Here is a 15,057-nt window from a genome sequence, read left to right as displayed (position 1 = left end):
GCGCGAACCGGCAATGCCCGCAAAGACCGACATGACAACCGAACTGGCGCTGCTTGCCGTGCTGGCGGTGCTGTGGGGTGCGTCCTATACCTTTATCAAGGTCGGCGTCGAGACGATCCCGCCGGTGACCTTCATCGCCGCCCGCACCTTGATCGCCGGCGCCATCCTGCTGGCCATCATCCGCTGGCGCGGCCTCGCCATGCCGAGGGACGCCGCAACCTGGCGCCGCTTCGCCTTCCAGGCCTGTCTGAACAGCGTCGTGCCCTTCACGCTGATCGCCGCCGCAGAGCGCTCCATCGATGCCGGCCTCGCCACCATCCTCAACGCCACCTCGCCGATCTTCACCTTCCTGCTGACCGCGCTGATTACCCGCCACGAGCCGGTGACGCTGCGCAAGCTGGTTGGCGTCGGCGCCGGGATCGCCGGCATCTGCCTCATCGTCGGCACCGAGGCGCTCGGCGGCCTTGGCCATCAGCTCTGGGCGCAGCTTGCCGTCGTTGCCGCCACCGTCAGCTACGCCGGCGCCGCCATTTTCGGACGCAACTTCAGGGGCCTCGACCCGATGCTGCCGGCGGCCGGCTCGATGATCTGCGGCGCCGCGATCCTGATCCCCTTGAGCCTCGTCTTCGACCGGCCCTGGACGCTTTCGCCATCGACGGCGTCGATCCTCGCCCTGATCGGGCTTTCGGTCTTTTCCACCGCGCTCGCCTTCACGATCTTCTTCCGCCTCATCCACACGCTGGGCTCGGTCGGCACCACCTCGCAGGCCTACCTGCGCGTGCCGATCGGCGTCGGCATCGGCGCCGTCTTCCTCGGCGAGAGCCTCGGTCCGACGGCCTGGCTCGGCATGGCCTTTGTCGTCGTCGGCGTCGCGGCGATGACCATCCCCGCCCGGCAGGCGAAACTTGCGCAATAGTTGCGCTGCTCGACAAGGCTGCCTATCTCGGAAGCGTCCTTGTCCATGAGGGGTTGGAGACACCGTGATCCTCGACGCCGCCCGCGCCGCCGCCAGCCGGCTGTTCTCGCCCGAATTCCGCTCCGTCTTCCTCAAGACGATTGGGCTGACCCTATTGGCCCTGGTGGCGCTGTGGTTCGGCATCGAGAGCCTGCTCGAATGGCTGGCCTGGCCATGGCTGCATTCGCTTCTTCCCGGCCTACCGTCCTGGGCTGGATGGCTGGGCGCCATCGTCGCCGGCATCATCCTGGCGATGGGCATGGCGCTGCTCATAGCGCCGGTGACGGCGATCATTGCTGGTCTGTTCCTCGATGACGTCGCCGAAGTGGTGGAGCGCACCGACTATCCGGACGATCCGCCCGGCCGTCCGGTGCCGGCGTTGCACTCGCTCGTGCTGGCGATGAAATTCTTCGGCGTCGTTGTCCTCGGCAACATCGTCGCCTTGCTGCTGCTCCTGGTGCCGGGCGTCAACATCGCCGCCTTCTTCATCGTCAACGGCTATCTGCTCGGGCGCGAGTTCTTCGAATTCGCCGCCATGCGCTTCCGCCCGGAGGCAGAGGCCAAGGCGCTGCGCAGGAAACATGCCGGCACGGTGTTCCTGGCCGGCCTGGTCATCGCCGCCGTCCTTGCCGTGCCGGTCCTCAACCTTTTGACGCCGCTCTTTGCCGCCGCCATGATGGTGCATCTGCACAAGGCGGTATCAGTGCGGGAAAAGCCGTAACTTATCCTGTCGTCATTCGCCGGGCTTGCCGAACAGGGCTTGCAGCTTGCCGAACGGCATTGCGGCGCGGGTGAAGCCGAACGTGCCGTCCTGCTGGATCTCGCGCGCCGCAGTCTCCAGCATGCCGAAGGCGAAATTGGTGAGCCACGGCCCGAGCGAGATGCGCTTGCCGCCGGCTTGGGCGAGGTCGGCGACGGTGAAGCCCGGCCGCGCCATGACGTTGACCGGCTTCTGCACCGACGAGCAGACGATTCGCACCGTCTCGACGTCGCTCAAGCCCGGCGCGTAGAGCACGTCGGCTCCGGCCTGCTCGAAGGCCTGCAGCCGCTTGATCGTGTCGTCCAGGTCGGACTTGCCCCAGAGGAAATTCTCGGCCCGCGCGGTGAAGACGAAATCATGCTTCAGCGCCCGCGCCGCCTCGACTGCGGCGGCGACGCGTTCGACGGCGTGCGAAAACTCGTAGATCGGCTTATCCGGATCGCCGGTGTGGTCCTCGATCGAGCAGCCGGCCAGGCCTGCCGCCTCGGCCGCGAAAATGGTCTCTGCCGCCTGTTCGGGGCTGTCGCCCTTGCCGCGCTCGAGGTCGGCCGAGACCGGCAGAGCGGTCGCCGCCGTCACCTCGCGGCAATGATGGATCATCGCGTCGAACGTCACCGCGCCGTCCGGCAGGCCGCGCGAAAAGGCAAAGCCGGCGCTGGTCGTCGCCAGCGCCTTGAATCCGAAGGAGGCGAGAAGCTTCGTCGTGCCGATGTCCCAGGGGTTGGGCATGACGAAGGTCGAAGCGTGAAGGTCGCGAAAGATCTTGCCCTTGTCCATGGATGCTTCCCTCATGTGTGGACTTTTGAGGCGGAGTCTATCGCGCCGAATTCAACCGGGCAAACGAATGCGGTTGGTTCAGAAGCGTTTGGCGTTCTCTGCTGACAGGCGCTCGAACGCCTTGGAGTTCGGAACGTAGCGCGACGCTTTCTTGCTCCAACGGTAGGTCACGGAGATCTTGTGCGACGAAGCCTTGGGCTGCTCGTCCTCGCAGCCTTCGCCCGGCACCGTGGCGTCGGTGACCGTCGCCTTGATCGCCGCATAGAGGCGGCCCTCCGGGAGCGTCTTGAAGGCAAGATCCTGCGTCCGCTTGTAGCCGCAGTAGTTTTCATCGAACGTGTCGATTGTGTCGACCAGCTTGAAGCGGTCGTTGCGGACCATGAGCAGCAACGTGCTGACATAGCCCTGGCTCGAATTGAAATGCGTGCTCGTGGTGACGACGGCATCATCGCCGGCGCCGATCGCAAGCCTGGCCGGTTCGCGGAAAAAGGTGATCCGGTCGGTGGCGACATTGACCGCATCGAGCAGTTTAGGCTTGCCGGCGAGATCATAGAGCGCCAGCAGCGCGAAGCCTTCGGCGCTATCGGAGGCTTGTCCGAGGTCGAACAGCATCGTCAGCCGTTCCTTGCCGCCGGCTTTGATATCGAGCACGGCGGCGCTCGACAGGTCGCCGGTCGAAGGCGGCGCCTCGTGGTAATCGTCACCGAGGATGGGACGGATCTTGATCGGCGAAGTGTCGGCGAGAACCGGAATGAGCATGTTGGCAAGGTCGAGATAGGTGACGTCCTGATGGCCAGGAACGGCGCTGCTCATCTCCGGGAAGCTGGCGGTCTGCGCGTCTGCCGTCGCCCAAAGCCAGGGCAAGAGCAGGCAAGCGAGAATGAAACGAAACAAAATGGAGATCATATGTGCGGGCGCCCCTCGAGAGAGCGTACGCTAGAGCAAATTCAGGAAAAGTGTGAAGCGGTTTTCCGCCCGGAATCGCGGCGAAACAAAAGTTGGAGTGGCTCTGCTTTTCGATGAACCGATGAACCACTCCAGCGCGGAGTTTCGAAGCGCGCAGCCGGGCCTCAAGGCCGGTTCACGAGATCGGCACCAACCCGGCCAGTTCGCGCATGTCGTCGAACAGGATGCCGCCGGCTTCTTCCAGGTCGTGCGGGTCGGAATAGGGGTCGGCGTGGTAGGAGAAGACGCGCATGCCGGCGGCGATGCCTGCCTGGGTACCGGCGACACTGTCCTCGATGACGATGCAGTCGGCCGGCGCGAAGCCCATCGTTTTTGCCGCGTAAAGGAACAGGTCCGGAAACGGTTTGCCGCGCCCGACCATTGTCGAGGAAAACATCGCGTGCTCGAACAGCGGCAGCAGCCCGGTCTGGCCGAGCGTGATGTGCATCTTCGACACCCGCGCCGAGGAGGCGACGCAGTAGGCGATGCCGGCGCCGCGGACCTTCTCGATGAACTCACGCACATGCGGGATCGCCTCGACGCCATGCGCGAATAGGTCGGGCAGGCCGGCATTCCACCGATCGACGAAATCGGCGCCGAGCCTGACGTCGGTCGCCGCTTCGATCTCTTTCTGCACCGAGGCCATGCTGCGGCCTGAGAAATGCTTGCGGCAGTATTCGAAGGTGGTGGCGAAGCCCGCGCCGCTCAGCCATTCGGCAAGGCGCCGGTTGGCAAGGTTCTCGGTGTCGACCAGGACCCCGTCGCAGTCGAAGATAACCAGCTTTGGTGCAGACATCACGCCGTGCCGGTCGACCCGAACCCGCCGGAGCCGCGCGCGGTGCCGCCGGCGAGCGAGCGCTCCTCGATCGCCACCTGCGTCACAGCGGCAAAGACGATCTGGGCGATGCGCATGCCGCGCGTCACCGCGAAATCCTCGTCGCCGAGGTTGACCAGCAGCACCTTCACCTCGCCGCGATAATCGCTGTCGATGGTGCCGGGCGTGTTGAGGCAGGTCAGCCCGTGCTTGAAGGCAAGGCCGGAACGTGGCCTGACCTGACCTTCCATGCCTTCCGGGATTTCCAGGATCAGCCCGGTCGGCACCAGCGCGCGTTTTCCGGGCAGGATCAGCAACGGCCGATCATCTGGCACCGCTGCGCGCAGGTCCATGCCGGCGGCACCCGAGCTTTCATAGGCCGGCAGCGGCAGGCCTTCGCCATGCGGAAGCCTGACGAAACCGACGGAGGGGCCGATGACGGAGGAAGGATAGACAGCTGTGCGCATGAGCACATTCCTATCGGCGTGAGTGCCGGAAAGGTCAACCCGGCCGCAACGCTATCAACGCCTTTCTTTGAAGGCAGTTCCTCCTCAGCGCAGTTCCACCGGCACGACCGTCGTCTCCTTGATCTCCTCCATGACGAAGGAGGCCGATACGTCCGACAGCGCCACCTTGGCGATCAGCCGCTGGTAGAGCCGGTCATAGGCCTTCACGTCGGCGACGCGGGCTCTCAGCACATAGTCGAGGTCGCCGGACATGCGGTAGACGCCGGTGATCTCGGGAAAAACGGTCACCGCCGCGCGGAATTTCCCCAGCCAGTCCGGATCGTGGTTGGAGGTGCGGACCAGGATAAACACCGAAAGGCCGAGCCCGAGCTTGTCGGCGTCGACCAGCGCCACGCGCCCGGTGATGACGCCATCCTCCTCCAGCCGCTTGACCCGCCGCCAGCAGGCGTTGCGCGACAGCGCCACCCGCTCCGAAAGCTGGTCGACCGACAGCGTGCCGTCGCGTTGCAGCTCCGCCAGCAATCTTCGATCGATTTCATCGATTTCCGATTTCATGTTGGGATGAATGTCCCAAAATGTCGCCATCTGCAAGGACAATTTGGGACCGATGAACCTTCGACTGCTGGCATGATACTCAGCATCGGGGCTCATCCCGGCAGGAGGGATCACCATGACGACACGGTTTGCGACGCTGTTCACCGCTCACCCGGCCAAGGTGGGCGAGACCTATTTCAGTCACATGGCCTTCGCCGCGTGGTTCTGCTCCCGCCTGTCGCTCGCCGCCGGCGCCGCGTTTGTTCACGCTTTCTTGCCGTTTTTGTTCGAGACTACGGCCAGCCGGATCGTTCGCGAACTCTATGAGCGGACGCACAACAGAGGCTCACACGCGGTCAAGGAGCCTCAGGCTCTCATGGACCGCGCCTAGCAACGGTGGAAGGCGATGTGCCGGTGGGCGGCCTATTTTGGTGAAGCGGTCTTCCTGGAAGACATCGTCACGGCGCCCTGCCACTCGCTGATCGCGCAGAGTCATTGTGCCCAGGAGGCGAAGTCGCCGACCAATGGTGACGGCTTCGGCCTTGCCTGGTACGGCGACCGGCCTGAGCCCGGGCTTTATCGCGATATCCTGCCGGCCTGGTCGGATCCCAATCTGAAGAGCCTGTGCCGGCAGATCAAATCCGGCCTGTTCCTCGCCCATGTGCGTGCCTCGACCGGCGGCGCCACCAGCCGCATGAACTGCCATCCGTTCATCTCCGGCCGCTGGTCGTTCATGCATAACGGCCAGATCGGCGGCTTCGAGAAGATCCGCCGCGCGCTGGAGAATTCGCTCTCCGACGCCGTCTTCGACCAGCGCGAGGGCACCACCGATTCCGAGCTCTTCTTCCTCCTCATGATCGACGAAGGACTGTCCGACGACCCGCAAGGCGCGGCGTCGCGCGCTACCAGTCGCGTGCTGGAAGCCTCGCGCCGCGCTGGACTCGAGCCGGCCCTGAAGCTCACCGCCGCCTTCTCGGATGGCCAGGCGCTGCACGCCGTGCGCTACGCCACCGACGATCATGCCCCGACGCTCTATACCTCCGTCTTCCGCAATGGCGGCCGTTGCATCGTCTCCGAGCCCTTCGACCGCGAAGGCGGCGACTGGCAGGCGATCCCACCGTCGAGTTTCGTCACCATGACCCGCGAAGGCATGAGCATCCGGCCGTTCGCGCCGGCGACCAAGCTTGCGCTGGTCGGCTGACCCAAGGAAGCAGGTTTAGCCCGCATTCCTTTCGCGCCCCCTCAGCCGACTTCGGCGGAGCAATCCCGATCAAGCATAATCAATCCCCGGATGCTGAACTTGGCTTGAAGCCACGCCGCAGTCCGCCATTTCAGGGAAGAGCGCGGCCAAGCCGGAGCATTCGCCATGGACATAGCCTTTTCCTCGACCATCGACCTCGCCGCCGCGATCGCGACACGAAAAATCTCGGCGCTAGAGACGCTGGATGCGCATCTGGCGCAGATCGACAGGCTCAACGGGGCGGTCAACGCGGTCGTCACGCTCGACAGGGAAGGGGCTCGTGAGCGTGCCAGGCAGGCGGACGTTGCGCTGGCGCGCGGCGAAGCGCTTGGTCCGCTGCACGGCGTGCCCTTCACGCTGAAGGACACGCACGAAACAGCGGGCATGAAGACCACGGTCGGCTTCCCGCCCTTTGCCGACTATGTAGCGAAGGCGGACAGCCCGGTCGTTGTGCGGCTCAAGGCCGCCGGCGGCGTGCTGATCGGTAAGACCAATGTCGCGACCATGCTGGGCGACTGGCAATCGGACAATCCGCTGTTCGGCCGCACCGGCAACCCCTGGAATGGGTCGCGCACTGCTGGCGGCTCCAGCGGCGGCGCGGCGGCGGCGGTTGCCGCCGGCATGACTCCGTTCGAGGTCGGCACCGACCTCCAGGATTCGATCCGGCTGCCGGCCGCCTTCTGCGGCGTCTACGGGCTGAAACCGACCGAGCATCGCGTTTCGCTGGCCGGTGCCTTTCCCGATCCCGGCGGTGCCGCGCGCAGCGTGCGGCTGATGTCATGCCTCGGACCGCTGGCGCGCAGCGCCGAGGATCTGGCGCTGATCTACAGGATCATCGCCGGCCCGGACGGAATGGACACCGACCTTGCCCCGGTGCCGGTCGAGGCGATGCCGAAGCTCGACCTCAAATCGCTGCGCATTGCCGTCGCGCCTGTCTTCCCAGGCTTTCCGGTCGCCGCCGGGATCAGGGCCGCCGCCGGGAGCCTGGCGAGGCAATTGCAAGCTGCCGGCACCACGGTCGAGGAGGCAAAACTGCCCAGGCTCGACCTGCATGACGATCTCGCCGAAGGCGGCGCGCTGATCGGCATGATGCTGGAGGCCGCGCAGCCGGAACCGCCGGACCAGCCGACGCCTGTCTCGCGCTGGTTCGCGGCGCTCGCCCGGCGCGACCGCTCGATTCTCGCCTGGGACAGGTTCTTCGAAAGCTGCGATGCATTGCTCTGCCCGGCCGCGATGACCACCGCCTTCCCGCATTGCGCGCCGGGAACGGCGATCGAGGTCAATGGCAAGCACGAAAGCTATTGGACGCTGCCGGCCTACGGCGCGGTGTTCAACTATTCCGGCCATCCGGCAGTCGCGATACCCAGCGGGTACGACAGCGAGGGCCTGCCCATTGGTTTGCAGCTGATCGGCAGGCGCTGGTCGGAATCGCGGCTGCTCGGCATTGCCGCTGCGATGGCGCCGCTCAGTGGCGGCTTTCGCCGGCCGCCTGGCTATTGAGCGAAGCGGTTCAGCCCATAGGGCGCCAGCAGCGCATCACGCTCGCCGTCGAGGATTTCGCGGGCGGCAAAAAGGCCGACCGCGGGCGCCAGCGTGATGCCGGAATGCATGACGGCGACATAGAGCCCGTCCGCCCCTTCGGCGCGGCCGATGATCGGGAAGCCGTCGACCGGGGTCGGCCGGTAGCCGACCGTGTGGAAATCGAGCTCCAGCCCCTCGCCGCCGCGCAGCATCGTCTTCGTCGCAGCGAACAGCTCGTGCGCGGTGGCATCCGCATCCTCGCCCGGATCGGCGCCGCCGAAATCCGAGCCGGCAATGATCCGTCCCTCGGCCGTTTGCCGCATGTGCAGCCGGTCGGCCAGCACCAGCCCGTTGAGCATTTTTGTGTAGGGACGCGAATGGACGATAAGGCCGGGCGGTGTTTCGATCGGCAGCTTGACCCCGACTGTTTCGGCGATCGCCGGCGCGCCGGTGCCGGCCGCGATCACCACCTCGTCGGCGGCATGGCGCTCGCCGGACATCTCCACGCCCGTGACCTTGCCGCCGGACCGCGTCAGGGCGATGACAGTCTTTCCGGTGACGATGCGCGCCCCGCGCCGCTCGGCATCGGCCAGCAATGCGCTTGTGGCGGCAACCGGCTCGGCCACGCCTTCCTCGGCGATGTAAAGCGCAAGATCCGGAAGCTCGGCGAGATTGGGCTCGATACGAGCCACCTGATCACGACCGACGCGCTCGATGCCGTAGCCCCAGGAAGAATGCCCGGCCGCGTAAGCCTCCTGCTCGTCCGTCGGCATGTCCCAGCACAGGCCGCCGCACCAGGCGAGCGGCAGGCCGGGCAGGTCGTCTGCCAGCCTTGTCCATTCGGCCATGGCGCGCCGGCGCAGCCGGAAATAGGTCTCGGGATTGCCCCAGCTGGCGTTGATCCAGGCGAAGGAATTCGGCGTCGCTACGCCGCCGGCACCGCTTTCTGAGACGACCGTCACCCGCGCCCCGGCTTTCGCCAGATGCCAGGCGATCGAGGCGCCGATGATGCCGGCGCCGATGACGATGACTTCCTTCGCACTGCTCATGCCGGGCTCCGTGGGATTTCCCGTCATGCCATCGCATCGATCCAACCTCAAGCGGGAAGGAACTCTATGCGCTAGCCCAGTGCCTCTCTCTTCGCGCCGGCGAGCTGCCCCTTCAGCTCTTCATATCGCCGCATGAGCCGTGGCGAGTCGACCTTCTTCGCGACCGTTAGCACCGTGCCGAGCTCCAGTTCGGCGCCGATGCGATCGCCCAGGTGAATGAGCAGTGCCGCGAGCGACAGCCGCGCGTTGGCGGCATTGATTGCCGAACCGATCTCGCTCCAGCGCGAGCATGCGGCTTGCAGCTCGCCAACGGCCTCGGCCAGCCGGCCTTCCCGGGTGAAAAGCTCGGCCTTGGCTTCCGCCGTGTGCGCCCGGATCGACGCCATCGGCCAGCGCTGCGGCTGGGTCTCCAATTCGGTGATGGCCTCCCTGGCGCGCTCCGGTCGATCCGTCCGTGCCGCGACCTTTGCCAGCGTGGCGAGAACAAGCCCCCGGCGCTGCAGGGTCGGCCAGGCCGCGCCGATCAGCGACCGCTCGAGCGCGGCGAAGGCGGCTTCCGCCTGTCCCAGTTCGAGCTGCAGCAGTGCCAGGCCCGGCTGTGGATCCCAGCCCGCGGCATGGGACGCTCGATAGGCCGTTTCCGCCTCGGCGAAATCGCCGGCGGCAAGATGGATGTCGCCGAGGACGCGCAGCGCATCGCCGGTCGCCCACGGCGCATCGAGCGCAAGCTGGTCGAGGGCAGCGCGCACCAGCGCTTCCGCTTCCTTCAGCGTGCCGAGCACGCCGAGCACCTCGGCCCGATGCAGCCGGCACGAGCCAGACAGGTCCTCAAGCCCGTGTCCCCTGCACCAGTCTTCGTAGCCCAGGGTCCATTGGTTGGCTCTCGCCCAGTCGCCGAAATTCCGGCAGGCCCAAAGCACGTTGCAATAGAGGATGCCGCCGACGACCGGATCGACGTCGCTCGACAGGCCGAGCGCGGCGGCGAAATCCTGATCTTCCAGACCGGATTTGGTTTCTCCGAGGCAAAGCTTGAAAAAGCCGCGATAGATCAGCCCGAGCGACTCCACCACCGGATCCTCGAGGTGCTTGCCGACCACGCAGGCCTGCTCGGCGAAGGCGAGCGCCTGCTCCGGCTCGGCTTCCGCGCCCCTGATGCGCGATCCCATCCAGCACCAGAGCCCGTGCTCGCGGCTGTCGGTGGCGGTGCCGATCAACGCGGCCGCGCGCTTGTGCCACCCGCTGGCGACCGCGAGCTCTCCTCTCTCCAAGTGGATCCGTGCGAGCGCGATTGCCGGCGTAGCCGCGCGCAGGCGCTCTCCGGCCACGCCATAGGCCGTCACCGCCCGTGTCAGCGGCGCGATGGCCTCGGACGGGCGTCCCATGCATTCCAGCGCCAGCGCCCATTCCTCGAGATCGGCGGTGAGCAGCTCGTCGCAGGCATCGGCTTCGGCGAATGAAGCCGCGGCCTCGTGCCATTTTCTGGCCGCGACCGCCGTTCGCGCGGCGAGGATTCGCGGCCCGGGGCGAGGCTGCGCGCTTGATGGGTCGGGCGGGCTGGGCCGCCGTTCCGAAACGGCAGGCGAATCCAGGAAGATGCGGTAGCCGAACCGGGGCAGGTTGCGCAGCGCCGTTTCCATGCCGCCCTGGCGAAGGATGCTGCGGGCGAGGCTCGCCACGCGCTGCAGCGAAGCCTCCGTCACCGTGACGCCCGGCCACAGCGTTTCGATCAATTCGTCCTTGCTCAGGGCCCGGTCCTGATTCCGCAACAGAACGGCGAGGAAATCGAAGACCAGGGGCTGCGCCTCAACCTCCTTGCCGGCGAGACGAAGGGCGCGGGATTCCTCGTTCAGCTCGAAGTCGCCGAAGCAATAGACCCCCATCGGCAGCATTCCTCCAACGACAATGGGCAAAGGATCAGGAGAAGATAAGCGCGGCGTAAGGACTGTCGGCCGCCCCTCCTGTCATTCTTCCCCTGCCTGGCGAGCCAAAAGGCACTTTAGCTCAGCCACCCCAGGCATGTCACCGGCAGCGACCTGGTCGGCCGCCCGCCGGCATTTGAACCCAAGATGAGGAGACTACGAAAATGCAGAAGTACATCATCGAACGGGACATTCCCAAGGTCGGCACTTTCGAGCGCGAGCAGCTTCGCGATGCGTCCAAGGCCTCGAACGCCGTGCTTGCCGAACTCGGCCCGGACATCCAGTGGGTGGAGTCGTTCGTCACCGACGACAAGACCTTCTGCGTCTATCTCGCCAAGGACGAGGCGATCATCCAGCGCCACGCCAAGATCAGCGGCTTCCCGGCCACCAAGATCACGCAGGTGAAACGCCTGTTCGATCCGACGACGGCGCACGCCAGCGCCTGACGGGGAGGGACGGGTGGTTAAACTCTTCGCAAATCTCGTCCTCGGCACGGCGTTGTCCGGCGCCATCTGGGCCTCCGCGTCCGCCTGCGGCACCGCGGATGCCCATGACAAGCCGGATGCGGTGCTCAACCGCTCGCGGGAAATGGCGGCCAAATACTTCAACATCGAGGTCGCCAAGGCCGAGGGCTACCAGCAGCTCTTCGAATGCACGACGCATGACGAGCACGGCACGATGGGGGTCCACTTCATCAACCCCGGCCGTGCCGGCGACGGCAGGCTGGTGCTCGGCGAGCCGGACGTGCTGACCTACGAGCCGGAGCCGGATGGCTCCATGCAGCTCGTCGGCATGGAATACATCGTCTTCGAGAAAGACTGGAAGCAGAAGGGCGTTCCCGAATTCCTCGGGCGCACCCTCCAGCGCAAGACGACGGTGGGTGTCCACCCGGTGGATCCCTACTACGAACTCCATGTCTGGCACTGGCGGCACAATCCGGCCGGCATGTTCGCAGACTGGAACCCCTATGTGAGCTGCGCCAACGACCAGTCCTGACGCAGCCGACACCCGGCATTTCATGTCGGCATCTCACGGGAGGGTCATTGCATGGCCCTCCCGATCTTCCATCGTTCAAACAGAAGGAACCACGACCAATGTCATCCCTCACCGAACTGAAGTTCGCGGTCGACAGGCCGATCGGCTGGCGCTTCTTCGTCACGGCCAACGAAAAGTGTCGCGCCGGCCTCAATGCCGTCGCTCGCATCGTACGCGTCCGCAGGAACCGGGCGCTGCTCGACGAATTGCCGGACTACCTGTTGCGCGATATCGGCATCAGCCGCCTGGAGATCCGGTTAGCCACCAGCTTCGGCAGGCAGTACAGCGATCAAACTGGGATCTGACGGACTGCGGCTCCTAGCCGGTGGCGGCTTCTCGGTGCGGAACCGATCCGCCCGAAACTGTCGACAGGCTGGCAATGCACTGCTAGAAGCCCGCGCCACAGACAGGATTCCACGACTTGGCAGAAGACATCGAAAACGCGGTATCGCGCCGTCGCACCTTCGCGATCATCGCCCACCCCGACGCCGGCAAGACCACGCTCACCGAAAAGCTGCTTCTGTTCGGTGGCGCGATCCAGCTTGCCGGCGAGGTCAAGGCCAAGAAGGACCGCATCCAGACACGGTCCGACTGGATGAAGATCGAGCGCGAGCGCGGCATTTCCGTCGTCACCTCGGTGATGACCTTCGAGTATGACGACAACGTCTTCAACCTGCTTGACACGCCAGGTCACGAAGACTTCGCCGACGACACCTACCGCACGCTGTCGGCGGTCGACTCGGCCGTCATGGTCATCGACGCCGCCAAGGGCATCGAGCCGCGCACGCTGAAGCTGTTCGAGGTCTGCCGGCTGCGCGACATCCCGATCATCACCTTCGTCAACAAGATGGACCGCGAAAGCCGCGATCCCTTCGAGATCCTCGACGAGATCGAGCAGAAGCTGGCGCTGGACACCGCCCCCGTCACCTGGCCGATCGGCCGCGGCAAGACCTTTTCGGGCACCTACCACCTTGCGCTGAACGCCGTGCGCAGGAGCGACGACGAGAAGGAGCGCACGCCGGTCCACGGTCCCGATTCCAACCGCGTCGCCGGGCTGCTGCCCGACAATGAGCGGGAAGCCTTCATCGAGGAGCTGGAGCTGGCGCGCGAGGCCTGCCGCCCGCTCGATATCGACGCCTTCCGCGAGGGCCATCTGACGCCGGTCTATTTCGGCTCGGCGCTGCGCAATTTCGGCGTGCGCGACCTGATCGAGGCGCTCGGCGCCTTCGGGCCGCCGCCGCGCGCGCAGGAGGCCGACAGCCGCAAGGTCGAGGCGACCGAGGAGAAGATGACCTCCTTCGTCTTCAAGATCCAGGCCAACATGGATCCCAACCACCGCGACCGCATCGCTTTCGTGCGTGTCTGCTCCGGCAAGCTGGAGCGCGGCATGAAGGCCAAGCTGGTGCGCACCGGCAAGCCGATGAGCCTTTCGGCGCCGCAGTTCTTCTTCGCCCGCACCCGCGTCACCGCCGACGAGGCCTTCGCCGGCGACGTCGTCGGCATTCCCAACCACGGCACGCTGCGCATCGGTGACACGCTCACCGAAGGTGAGGAGATACTGTTCCGGGGCGTGCCGAACTTCGCGCCGGAAATCCTGCGCCGCGTCCGCCTCGGCGACGCGATGAAGGCCAAGAAGCTCAAGGAAGCGCTGCACCAGATGGCCGAGGAAGGCGTCGTGCAGCTGTTCTCGCCGGAAGACGGTTCACCCGCAATCGTCGGCGTCGTCGGCGCCCTGCAGCTCGATGTGCTGAAGGAACGGCTGAACTTCGAATACACGCTGCCGGTCGATTTCGAGATGTCGCGGTTCTCGGTCTGCCGCTGGATCTCGGCCGACGACAAAGCGGAGGTGCAACGGTTCATCGAAGCGCATCGCGGCGACATCGCCCGCGACCTCGACAACGATCCGGTCTTCCTCGCCCAGCATGGCTTTTCGCTCAACTACGAGGCCGAGCGCTGGAAAGCGATCCGCTTCGCGGCGGTGAAGGACTATCAGGTTCGCGACAAGGCAGCGTGAAGGCGGTCTCTTTTGGCGCGCCGAAACGATGCCGGCAGATGCCTGCACAAGCTGAACCGCTCGGACTCTGTCGGATGTTCTGGATTTTCATCGTCGTCTGATCGGTCCATAAAAGCCGCGGAGCATCGCCGAAGCGTGATGCTCTTGTGATGCAGGACAGGAGGCTTCGTGATTTCGACAACCGAGAGTTCAAATCAGGGACCTGGAGCAGCAGTCCATGCGGCCGACAGATCCGGCGCTGCTCCGGAAATCCAGCTCCCTCCGCCGCGGCTGCGCTACAAGGTCACCGGCACGGACGCCGGCGACTGGTTCGTTGAGTCGGGGGCAAAGTCCTTGCGCGATCTGGAGCGGGCCTTGGCGTCCATCCGAAAGTCATACGGGGATTTCAACGATATCCTCGAGTGGGGTTGCGGCTGCGGCCGCATCTTGCGGCATCTGCCTGTGCCCGCCTTGCCTCGCAAGCTGTACGGAAACGAGATCGACGCCGAAGCGATCGAATGGGTTTCGGCGCATATGCCGTGGATTGAAACGAGCCTTACGCAAGGCCTGCCTCCGCTTCCCTACGGCGATGGCTCGTTCGACCTGATCTTCAACCACAGTGTGATGTCGCATCTTGATGAGGATTATCAGGATGCCTGGCTTGCGGAGTTGGCACGCGTCCTTCGCCCGGGCGGGTTTGTCACGCTGACAGTTCACGGACAGCATGCATTCGATCAGTTTTCCGGAGGGATTCCGCCGGAGTCGCCGCTTCGCGAGCAGGTCGCGGATATCTTCTATACGCGAGGGCTTTTCTTTACCAAGGATGACCAGTGGGGCGCAGACTTCCCCGACTTCTACCACTCCGCCTTCCACAATGTGCGGTATGTATTCGATCATTGGTCGAAATTCTTGCGTGTATGCCAGTATATCCCGCGCGGTGCGCTCGACTATCAGGACATGGTCGTTCTGACGAAGCTGTAGTGATCGATCTCTTTCGGCAACGACAACAATCGGCACGCGCAGACAAGCCGACGGCGACTGAGGAGAG

17 protein-coding genes are annotated in these 15,057 nt (G+C 65.2%); 10 read left to right on the top strand and 7 right to left on the bottom strand.

All coding sequences use genetic code 11. From position 1 onward, the window contains the following. The first annotated feature begins 13 nt into the window (after positions 1-13). Both JG743_RS00840 and JG743_RS00835 read left to right on the top strand, forming a co-directional pair. Positions 14-916 carry a DMT family transporter gene (locus tag JG743_RS00840; protein ID WP_202297123.1) on the top strand — a complete coding sequence of 301 codons (903 nt, stop codon included), beginning with the start codon at positions 14-16 and terminating at the stop codon, positions 914-916. Between the two features lie 64 nt (positions 917-980). Beyond that, complete coding sequence (locus JG743_RS00835; protein ID WP_202297121.1) at positions 981-1,676, top strand: sulfate transporter family protein; 696 nt, start codon at positions 981-983, stop codon at positions 1,674-1,676. Positions 1,677-1,688: 12 nt separating this feature from the next. Here JG743_RS00835 and JG743_RS00830 read toward each other — a convergent pair whose 3' ends face one another. From JG743_RS00830 to JG743_RS00810, 5 genes are all read right to left on the bottom strand, one after another. Then, positions 1,689-2,492 (bottom strand): isocitrate lyase/PEP mutase family protein, encoded by an 804-nt coding sequence (locus JG743_RS00830; RefSeq protein ID WP_202297119.1) that lies wholly within the window; start codon positions 2,490-2,492, stop codon positions 1,689-1,691. A gap of 78 nt (positions 2,493-2,570) precedes the next feature. Then, a complete protein-coding gene (locus tag JG743_RS00825; protein ID WP_202297117.1) occupies positions 2,571-3,398 on the bottom strand; it encodes a hypothetical protein in 828 nt (275 codons plus the stop codon). A gap of 175 nt (positions 3,399-3,573) precedes the next feature. After that, positions 3,574-4,233, bottom strand: a complete 660-nt coding sequence (locus tag JG743_RS00820; protein ID WP_202297115.1) for an HAD family hydrolase — start codon at positions 4,231-4,233, stop codon at positions 3,574-3,576. Then, positions 4,233-4,718, bottom strand: coding sequence for a dUTP diphosphatase (dut, locus tag JG743_RS00815; RefSeq protein ID WP_202297113.1), 486 nt, complete (start codon positions 4,716-4,718; stop codon positions 4,233-4,235). Before dut ends, JG743_RS00820 begins: the two co-directional genes overlap by 1 nt. 84 nt (positions 4,719-4,802) lie before the next feature. Further along, positions 4,803-5,273 carry an Lrp/AsnC family transcriptional regulator gene (locus tag JG743_RS00810; RefSeq protein WP_202297111.1) on the bottom strand — a complete coding sequence of 157 codons (471 nt, stop codon included), beginning with the start codon at positions 5,271-5,273 and terminating at the stop codon, positions 4,803-4,805. A 115-nt stretch (positions 5,274-5,388) separates the two neighbouring features. Between JG743_RS00810 and JG743_RS00805 the strand changes: the two genes are divergently transcribed. From JG743_RS00805 to JG743_RS00795, 3 genes are all read left to right on the top strand, one after another. Beyond that, positions 5,389-5,643 (top strand): DUF6356 family protein, encoded by a 255-nt coding sequence (locus JG743_RS00805; RefSeq protein WP_202297109.1) that lies wholly within the window; start codon positions 5,389-5,391, stop codon positions 5,641-5,643. A 15-nt stretch (positions 5,644-5,658) separates the two neighbouring features. Next, entirely contained in the window at positions 5,659-6,453 is a 795-nt protein-coding gene (locus JG743_RS00800; protein WP_202297108.1) for a class II glutamine amidotransferase, read from the top strand. 165 nt (positions 6,454-6,618) lie between these two features. Further along, the gene (locus JG743_RS00795; RefSeq protein ID WP_202297106.1) at positions 6,619-7,992 is read left to right on the top strand and encodes an amidase; all 1,374 of its coding nucleotides are present in this window, start codon (positions 6,619-6,621) and stop codon (positions 7,990-7,992) included. Here the strand turns inward: JG743_RS00795 and JG743_RS00790 are convergent. Together JG743_RS00790 and JG743_RS00785 are read right to left on the bottom strand one after the other, a co-directional pair. Next, entirely contained in the window at positions 7,986-9,062 is a 1,077-nt protein-coding gene (locus JG743_RS00790) for an NAD(P)/FAD-dependent oxidoreductase (RefSeq protein ID WP_202297104.1), read from the bottom strand. The genes JG743_RS00795 and JG743_RS00790 overlap by 7 nt on opposite strands. 71 nt (positions 9,063-9,133) lie before the next feature. Beyond that, the gene (locus JG743_RS00785) at positions 9,134-10,942 is read right to left on the bottom strand and encodes a winged helix-turn-helix domain-containing protein (protein WP_210388516.1); all 1,809 of its coding nucleotides are present in this window, start codon (positions 10,940-10,942) and stop codon (positions 9,134-9,136) included. Positions 10,943-11,145: 203 nt separating this feature from the next. On the opposite strand from JG743_RS00785, the gene JG743_RS00780 reads away from it, so the two are divergent. The 5 genes from JG743_RS00780 (at position 11,146) to JG743_RS00760 (ending at position 14,990) form a co-directional block, all read left to right on the top strand. Next, positions 11,146-11,427 carry a DUF4242 domain-containing protein gene (locus JG743_RS00780; RefSeq protein ID WP_202297093.1) on the top strand — a complete coding sequence of 94 codons (282 nt, stop codon included), beginning with the start codon at positions 11,146-11,148 and terminating at the stop codon, positions 11,425-11,427. A 13-nt stretch (positions 11,428-11,440) separates the two neighbouring features. Continuing rightward, complete coding sequence (locus JG743_RS00775) at positions 11,441-11,977, top strand: hypothetical protein (protein WP_202297091.1); 537 nt, start codon at positions 11,441-11,443, stop codon at positions 11,975-11,977. Between the two features lie 98 nt (positions 11,978-12,075). After that, complete coding sequence (locus JG743_RS00770; protein WP_202297089.1) at positions 12,076-12,321, top strand: DUF1127 domain-containing protein; 246 nt, start codon at positions 12,076-12,078, stop codon at positions 12,319-12,321. Between the two features lie 116 nt (positions 12,322-12,437). Next, positions 12,438-14,030, top strand: a complete 1,593-nt coding sequence (locus JG743_RS00765) for a peptide chain release factor 3 (protein WP_202297087.1) — start codon at positions 12,438-12,440, stop codon at positions 14,028-14,030. 168 nt (positions 14,031-14,198) lie between these two features. Then, on the top strand, positions 14,199-14,990 hold the full coding sequence (locus tag JG743_RS00760; protein ID WP_202297085.1) for a class I SAM-dependent methyltransferase: 792 nt from the start codon (positions 14,199-14,201) through the stop codon (positions 14,988-14,990). Positions 14,991-15,057: the final 67 nt, after the last annotated feature.

This window comes from Mesorhizobium sp. 131-2-1 (genome assembly GCF_016756535.1).
GTDB lineage: Bacteria > Pseudomonadota > Alphaproteobacteria > Rhizobiales > Rhizobiaceae > Mesorhizobium.
The sequence above is the reverse complement of the archived record's forward strand: the minus strand, read 5'-3'. Positions and strand labels throughout refer to the sequence as shown.

Excerpts from the sequence above, each read along its gene's own strand:
- JG743_RS00840 (WP_202297123.1), top strand. The coding sequence starts at position 14 with ATGCCCGCAAAGACCGACATGACAACCGAACTGGCGCTGCTTGCCGTG.
- JG743_RS00830 (WP_202297119.1), bottom strand. The coding sequence starts at position 2,492 with ATGGACAAGGGCAAGATCTTTCGCGACCTTCACGCTTCGACCTTCGTC.
- JG743_RS00825 (WP_202297117.1), bottom strand. The coding sequence starts at position 3,398 with ATGATCTCCATTTTGTTTCGTTTCATTCTCGCTTGCCTGCTCTTGCCC.
- JG743_RS00820 (WP_202297115.1), bottom strand. The coding sequence starts at position 4,233 with ATGTCTGCACCAAAGCTGGTTATCTTCGACTGCGACGGGGTCCTGGTC.
- dut (WP_202297113.1), bottom strand. The coding sequence starts at position 4,718 with ATGCGCACAGCTGTCTATCCTTCCTCCGTCATCGGCCCCTCCGTCGGT.
- JG743_RS00810 (WP_202297111.1), bottom strand. The coding sequence starts at position 5,273 with ATGAAATCGGAAATCGATGAAATCGATCGAAGATTGCTGGCGGAGCTG.
- JG743_RS00805 (WP_202297109.1), top strand. The coding sequence starts at position 5,389 with ATGACGACACGGTTTGCGACGCTGTTCACCGCTCACCCGGCCAAGGTG.
- JG743_RS00800 (WP_202297108.1), top strand. The coding sequence starts at position 5,659 with ATGTGCCGGTGGGCGGCCTATTTTGGTGAAGCGGTCTTCCTGGAAGAC.
- JG743_RS00795 (WP_202297106.1), top strand. The coding sequence starts at position 6,619 with ATGGACATAGCCTTTTCCTCGACCATCGACCTCGCCGCCGCGATCGCG.
- JG743_RS00790 (WP_202297104.1), bottom strand. The coding sequence starts at position 9,062 with ATGAGCAGTGCGAAGGAAGTCATCGTCATCGGCGCCGGCATCATCGGC.
- JG743_RS00785 (WP_210388516.1), bottom strand. The coding sequence starts at position 10,942 with ATGGGGGTCTATTGCTTCGGCGACTTCGAGCTGAACGAGGAATCCCGC.
- JG743_RS00780 (WP_202297093.1), top strand. The coding sequence starts at position 11,146 with ATGCAGAAGTACATCATCGAACGGGACATTCCCAAGGTCGGCACTTTC.
- JG743_RS00770 (WP_202297089.1), top strand. The coding sequence starts at position 12,076 with ATGTCATCCCTCACCGAACTGAAGTTCGCGGTCGACAGGCCGATCGGC.